This window comes from Streptomyces sp. WELS2 (assembly GCF_013870595.1).
Taxonomy (GTDB): domain Bacteria; phylum Actinomycetota; class Actinomycetes; order Streptomycetales; family Streptomycetaceae; genus Streptomyces.
This window is the reverse complement of sequence record NZ_JACBWZ010000295.1, coordinates 1-7,001: the sequence shown is the minus strand read 5'-3', so window position 1 is coordinate 7,001 and position 7,001 is coordinate 1. Positions and strand designations below refer to the sequence as shown.

The following is a 7,001-nucleotide window of genomic DNA, read 5'->3' as shown; positions in this document are numbered from 1 at the left end:
ACCACGCCCTCTTCCCGAACGGCACGGTCGGCTGGGCGCTGGCCCTGCTCACCGGCGTCATCGTCGGCCACCTCGTCATGCTGGGCCGGGCCCGCTGGTCGGGCGGCACCGGCTCGGGCGCCGCCCTCACCCTCGCCGTCCTGCTGCTGTACGGCTGGGTACCGGCCGGACTGGTCAGCCTCACCGTCGTCGTCCTGGTCGGCATCGCCCGCCGTCACCGCTGGCGCCAGGGGGTGCTGCACGGCGCGGTGGACATCCTCGGCATCGGCGTAGGCGCCCTGCTGCTCGGCGCGTTCGGCCGGGTCCCGAGCGTCGAGGCCCCCTGGCGTCCCGACCACTGGAGCATCGCCACCGCCCCCCAGGTCGTCCTGGTCGCGGTGGCCTACCTCGCCGTCAGCCGCGGCCTGCTGTGGTACCTGAACGCGCCGCGCGACGGCGGGCTGCCCACCATCGCCCGCACCGCCCTGGTCAGACAGGGCCTGGTCGCCGTCGCGCTGCTCGGCATCGCGCCGCTGCTGTGCGTCGTCGCCGACGCCGAGCCGATCCTGCTCCCGCTCTTCGCCATCCCGCTCATCGCGCTGGACTCCACCCTGTGGATGGCCCGCGCCCGCGCCGAGGAGCAGCTGCGCGACCCGCTGACCGGGCTGCCCAACCGGCAGTGGCTGCTGGAGCGCATCTGGACCGCGCTGGACGACGCCGACCGCATCGGGGCGCGCGCCGCGCTCATGCTGATCGACCTCGACCGTTTCCGCTCGGTGAACGACACGCTCGGTCATCTGGCCGGTGACCGGCTGCTGCTCCAGATCGCCGACCGGCTGCGGCTCGCCCTGCCGCGCGGGGCCGAGGCCGCCCGGCTCGGCGGTGACGAGTTCGCCGTGTTACTCCCCGTCGCCGACTCCACCACGTCGGCGACGCGCGTTGCCCGCTCCCTCGTCACCGCCCTCAGCTCCCCGCTCGACCTGGACGGCCTCACCCTCGTCCTGGAGGCCAGCGCCGGTGTGGCCGTCTTCCCCGATCACGCCCTCGACGCCGAGGGAATGCTGCGCCGCGCCGACGTCGCCATGTACCAGGCGAAGCGGGACCGCACCGGCGTCGAGGTCTACGAGTCCAAGCGGGACTCCAACACCCCCGACCGCCTCGGTCTGCTCGGCGATCTGCGCCGGGCCCTCGACGCGCACGAGGTCCAGCTGCACTACCAGCCCAAGGTCCGCTTCGACGGACAGGTGGCCGGCCTGGAGGCGCTGGTCCGCTGGGTGCACCCCGAGCGCGGCAAGGTGCCGCCGGACGAGTTCATAGCGATAGCCGAGTCCTCCGGGCTGATGCCCCACCTCACCGAGTACGTCCTGGAGACCGCGCTCGGCCAGGTCGCCCGCTGGCGCGCGCAGGGCCTGCGGGTCCCGGTCGCCGTCAACGTCTCCCCGCGCGACGTCCACACCCCCGGCTTCGCCGGCTCCGTCGCCGCCCGCCTGGCCCGGCACGGGGTCCCCGCCGGGGCGCTCCAGCTGGAGATCACGGAACACGTGCTGCTGGAGGACCCGCAGCGGGCCGCCGACACCCTCGCCGGGCTCACCGGGCACGGCGTGAAGATGTCCCTCGACGACTTCGGCACCGGGTACTCGTCCCTGGTGCACCTGCGGCGGCTGCCGGTCAGCGAGCTGAAGATCGACCGCTCCTTCGTGGCCCGGCTCGCCGTCGACACCGAGGACGCCGAGATCGTCCGCTGCACGGTGGACCTGGCCCATTCGCTGGGCCTGCTGGTCGTCGCCGAGGGCGTGGAGGACGACGAGACCTGGGAGCGGCTGCGGGACCTGGGCTGTGACGCGGTCCAGGGCTGGCTGGTCGCCGCGGCGATGCCGCCGGAGGAAGCCACCACCTGGCTGCTGGCCCGCGGCTCCCGAGGCTGGCAGAGAACCCCCGCGACACCGGCCGCCCTGCCCGCGGCCGAATGACCGCACCCTGCCCGTGGGCGAGCGGCCGCCGTGCTGCCGTGGGTCGGCAGCGGCCGTGTTGTCCCTTGCCGAGTGGCCGCCGCGCCGTCCGTAGCCGAGTAACCATCGCGTTGCCCGTCGCCGAACCAACCGCCCGCTCCGCCCCTCGCCACCGCCCCTGGTGCTCGCTCGGCCGCTCGTGAGGTGGCCGGCCGGCAAGGCCGGGCCGGGTGTGCCGGCGTCGGTCACACGGTGAGGAGCGTCGGCGGCGGCATCCAGGAGGGGTGCCGTACCGGTGCCTCCGGGGGCCGCGCGCCGTCGTCACGCGCCGGAGCCCGCGTCGCCGAGGTCCGCTTCACGCGCTGTGTGACCGACGGACCCGGCGGTCCCGCACGGCGGCGGTGCGAAAGCCGGCGCGTTCGGGATGCACTTCGCCACCAAGATCGTTGTACTGGTCGGCGCCGGCCGGTTCTACGCGGTCGGAGCGCCGCGCCACGAGGCGCCCGCCGAGGGGCGCCGCAACGAGGGAGAGGTGCCATGTCGCTGTTCGTGCCCAGGTTCGACGACACCGTGCTGGTCCGGGACGCCGAGGCCGAGGTGGTCGGGGACGCCCCCGTGGCCGTACGGCTGCTTTCCGACAGCAGCGCGAGCGGCGGCGCGCTGTCCACCGTGCGGGTCACCCTCGCCGAGGGAGCCGACGGCGCCCGGCCGCACGTCCACCACAACTCCGCGGAGATGTTCTACCTGCTCGACGGCGAGGCCGAGGTGCTGTCCGGCGACGACGTCGTCACCGCCGAGCGCGGCGACCTGATCATCGTCCCCCCGGACCGGCCGCACGCCTTCGCCGCCGCGCCCGGTGCCACCGCCGACCTGCTGATCGTGATCGCACCGGGCGTCGAGCGCTTCGAGTACTTCCGCCACCTCCAGCGCGTCCGCCTGGGCGAGGCCACGCCGGAGAGCCTGCTGGAGGTGCAGGAGCTGTACGACAACCACTTCCTGAAGAGCGCGGCCTGGGACGGCCGGCACCGTTGAGGCGGCCCCCGGCCGGCCCCCGGAGGAAACCGTTTCACGGGCACGGGGCCCGGCCCCATAGGATTGGGCCCAAACCACACACACTCACCCCAGAGGATCGCTGCATGCCTGGCATCACGCGCGAGGAGGTCGCCCACCTCGCCCGGCTGGCGCGTCTGGAGCTGAAGCCCGAAGAACTCGATCACTTCGCAGGCCAGCTTGACGACATCATCGGCGCGGTCGCCCGCGTCAGCGAGGTCGCCGACCAAGACGTACCGCCGACCTCGCACCCGCTCCCGCTGACGAACGTCATGCGGCCGGACGAGGTCCGTCCCTCGCTCACCCCCGAGCAGGCGCTCTCCGGCGCCCCGGCCCAGGAGCAGCAGCGTTTCAAGGTGCCGCAGATCCTGGGGGAGGAGTGACCACCATGACGGACAGCAACATCATCAAGCTCACGGCCGCGCAGATCGCCGAGAAGATCGCCTCCGGCGAGCTGACCGCGGTCCAGGTCACCGAGGCCCACCTCGCCCGGATCGAGGCCGTGGACGAGAAGGTCCACGCCTTCCTGCACGTCGACCGCGAGGGCGCCCTCGCCCAGGCCCGTGCCGTGGACGCCAAGCGCGAGCGCGGCGAGAAGCTCGGCCCGCTGGCCGGCGTCCCGCTCGCGCTCAAGGACATCTTCACCACCGAGGGCGTGCCCACGACCGTCGGTTCGAAGATCCTCGAAGGCTGGATCCCGCCGTACGACGCGACGCTCACCAAGCGGCTGAAGGCCGCCGACGTCGTCATCCTCGGCAAGACCAACATGGACGAGTTCGCCATGGGGTCCTCCACCGAGAACAGCGCCTACGGCCCGACCGGCAACCCCTGGGACCTCACCAGGATCCCCGGCGGCTCCGGCGGCGGTTCCTCCGCCGCGCTCGCCGCCTACGAGGCCCCGCTCGCCATCGGCACCGACACCGGCGGCTCCATCCGCCAGCCGGCCGCCGTCACCGGCACGGTCGGCGTGAAGCCGACCTACGGCGCGGTGTCCCGGTACGGCATGGTCGCCTTCTCCTCCTCCCTCGACCAGGGCGGCCCCTGCGCCCGTACGGTCCTGGACGCGGCCCTGCTGCACGAGGTGATCGCCGGCCACGACCCGCTGGACTCCACGTCCATCGACGCCCCCGTCCCGCCGGTGGTCGAGGCCGCCCGCAACGGCAGCGTCCAGGGCATGCGCGTCGGCGTGGTCAGGCAGTTCCGCGGCGAGGGCTACCAGGCCGGTGTCATCCAGCGCTTCGACGAGTCGGTGGAGCTGCTCAAGGAGCTCGGCGCCGAGATCGTCGAGCTGGACTGCCCGTCCTTCGACCTGGCGCTGTCGGCGTACTACCTGATCGCCCCGTCCGAGTGCTCCTCCAACCTCGCCCGCTTCGACGGCCTGCGCTACGGCGTGCGGACCGGCGACGACGGCACGCACTCCGCCGAGGAGGTCACCTCCCTGACCCGCGAGGCCGGCTTCGGCCCCGAGGTCAAGCGCCGGATCATGCTCGGCACGTACGCGCTGTCGAGCGGTTACTACGACGCGTACTACGGTTCCGCGCAGAAGGTCCGCACGCTCATCACGCGGGACTTCGAGAAGGCCTTCGAGCAGGTCGACGTGATCGTCTCCCCGACGACCCCGACCACCGCCTTCCCGATCGGCGAGCGCGCCGACGACCCGATGGCGATGTACCTCGCGGACCTGTGCACCATCCCGACCAACCTGGCGGGCAACGCGGCCATGTCCCTGCCCTGCGGTCTCGCCCCGGAGGACAACCTCCCGGTGGGCCTGCAGATCATCGCCCCCGCGCTGAAGGACGACCGGCTGTACAAGGTGGGCGCCGCCGTCGAGGCCGCCTTCGTGGAAAAGTGGGGTCACCCGCTGCTGGAGGAGGCACCGTCGCTGTGAGCAAGCTGTCGAAGGCCAAGGACTTCAAGAAGTCCAAATCCGGTACGTACCTGTCCATGGCCGCCACCGCGTTCGGCGCGGTCGGCGCCGCGAAGCAGATCAAGAAGGCCCGCGCCGAGAACGACACGCTGAGGCTCGTCGACGCCGTCGTCACCGCCGCAGGCATCGTCACCGGCCTCGCCATCCTCTACCGCGAGCTGAAGCGGTTGGGCGACGACGACGTCCTGCTGGGCTGAGAGGGAAGTTTTCACCGTGACCACCACGACCGACCTGGTGTCGTACGAGGACGCGCTGGCGGCGTACGACCCCGTCATGGGCCTTGAGGTCCATGTCGAACTCGGCACCAAGACCAAGATGTTCTGCGGCTGTTCGACGGCGCTCGGCGCCGACCCGAACTCCCAGACCTGCCCCGTCTGCCTCGGCCTGCCCGGCGCGCTCCCGGTCGTCAACGCGACCGGCGTCGAGTCCGCCATCAAGATCGGTCTCGCGCTGAACTGCGAGATCGCCGAATGGTGCCGCTTCGCCCGGAAGAACTACTTCTATCCGGACATGCCGAAGAACTTCCAGACCTCCCAGTACGACGAGCCGATCGCCTTCAACGGCTACCTCGACGTGCAGATGGAGGACGGCGAGGTCTTCCGCGTGGAGATCGAGCGCGCCCACATGGAGGAGGACACCGGCAAGTCGACGCACGTCGGCGGCGCCACCGGCCGTATCCACGGCGCGTCCCACTCCCTGCTGGACTACAACCGCGCCGGCATCCCGCTCATCGAGATCGTCACCAAGCCGATCGTGGGCGCCGGCGAGCGCGCCCCCGAGGTGGCGAAGGCCTACGTCCGCGAGCTGCGCGAGGTCATCCGTGCCCTCGGCGTGTCCGAGGCCCGCATGGAGATGGGCCAGATGCGCTGCGACGTGAACCTGTCGCTGATGCCCAAGGGCGCCGACAAGTTCGGCACCCGCTCGGAGACGAAGAACGTCAACTCCCTGCGTTCGGTGGAGCGTGCGGCCCGCTACGAGATCATGCGCCACGCGGCCGTGCTCTCCGGCGGCGGCACGATCGTCCAGGAGACCCGCCACTTCCACGAGGACACCGGGTCCACGACCTCGGGCCGAGTGAAGGAGGAGGCCGAGGACTACCGGTACTTCCCGGAGCCCGACCTGGTCCCCGTCGCGCCCTCGCGCGAGTGGGTCGAGGAGATCCGCGCGGCCCTGCCGGAGCTGCCGCTGGCCCGCCGTACCCGCCTGCTGGCGGAGTGGGGCATCTCGGCCACCGACATGCAGGCCATCCTGAACGCCGGCGCGCTGGACCTGATCGTCGCCACGATCGACGCCGGTGCCGACGCGGCCGCCGCCCGCAAGTGGTGGATGGGCGAACTCGCGCGCAGCGCCAACGAGTCCGGCACCGCGCTGGACGAGCTGGCGATCACCCCGCGGCAGGTGGCCCGGGTCACCGAGCTGGTGGCCAAGGGCGACCTGAACGACAAGCTCGCCCGCCAGGTCATCGAGGGCGTCCTCGCGGGCGAGGGCACCCCGGACGAGGTGGTGGACAAGCGCGGCCTGAAGGTCGTCTCGGACGAGGGCGCGCTGACCGCCGCCGTCGAGGAGGCCATCGCCGGCAACCCGGCCATCGCGGACAAGATCCGCGGCGGCAAGGTGGCCGCGGCCGGCGCCCTGGTCGGCGCGGTCATGAAGGCCACCCGCGGCCAGGCCGACGCCGCCCGCGTCAAGGAGCTGATCCTGGAGAAGCTGGGCGTCACCGAGGGCTGACCTCACCCGCGAACGGCCCCGGAGGCACGACCGCCTGCGGGGCCGTACGCATGCTCTCCTCCGGCCTGCGCCCGGCGTCCTCGGTGTGCTGTTCACAAGCGACCATCCCAGGCAGCCGGTACGGCCGCCCCGCACCGGGTTTCCGCCACCGCGGCGGGTACGCTCGCCCGCCATGAGGGGAAGCACCGAAACCGATGTCGAGCCCGCGACGACGCAGGCCGACGACGAGCGGGAAGCCGCCGGGAACGCCGAGGAGTACGCGGGGCAGGCCGAGGAGTACGTGGGGGACGCGCGGCGGGCCCGTTGGCTCGCCGTCGGCACCGGGGTGCTGCTGGCCTGCGCGGGGCTGACCGAGCTGCTCGAGGGGC

6 protein-coding genes and 1 pseudogene are annotated in these 7,001 nt (G+C 72.4%); all 7 read left to right on the top strand.

Annotation, left to right across the window (positions count from 1 at the left end; genetic code table 11):
• On the top strand, positions 1-1,949 hold a 1,949-nt coding region (locus H5J33_RS18250), incomplete at its 5' end, for a bifunctional diguanylate cyclase/phosphodiesterase (RefSeq protein WP_181796003.1).
• 516 nt (positions 1,950-2,465) lie between these two features.
• Entirely contained in the window at positions 2,466-2,960 is a 495-nt protein-coding gene (locus H5J33_RS18245; protein WP_181796002.1) for a cupin domain-containing protein, read from the top strand.
• Between the two features lie 104 nt (positions 2,961-3,064).
• Positions 3,065-3,361, top strand: a complete 297-nt coding sequence (gene gatC, locus H5J33_RS18240) for an Asp-tRNA(Asn)/Glu-tRNA(Gln) amidotransferase subunit GatC (protein WP_004925108.1) — start codon at positions 3,065-3,067, stop codon at positions 3,359-3,361.
• A 5-nt stretch (positions 3,362-3,366) separates the two neighbouring features.
• Positions 3,367-4,866, top strand: a complete 1,500-nt coding sequence (gatA, locus tag H5J33_RS18235; RefSeq protein ID WP_181796001.1) for an Asp-tRNA(Asn)/Glu-tRNA(Gln) amidotransferase subunit GatA — start codon at positions 3,367-3,369, stop codon at positions 4,864-4,866.
• Entirely contained in the window at positions 4,863-5,102 is a 240-nt protein-coding gene (locus H5J33_RS18230) for a hypothetical protein (protein WP_030614455.1), read from the top strand. The genes gatA and H5J33_RS18230 overlap by 4 nt, the downstream gene beginning before the upstream one ends.
• 16 nt (positions 5,103-5,118) lie before the next feature.
• A complete protein-coding gene (gene gatB / locus H5J33_RS18225) occupies positions 5,119-6,633 on the top strand; it encodes an Asp-tRNA(Asn)/Glu-tRNA(Gln) amidotransferase subunit GatB (protein WP_181796000.1) in 1,515 nt (504 codons plus the stop codon).
• Between the two features lie 172 nt (positions 6,634-6,805).
• A pseudogene (locus H5J33_RS18220) lies at positions 6,806-7,001 on the top strand (hypothetical protein); the annotation flags it as partial.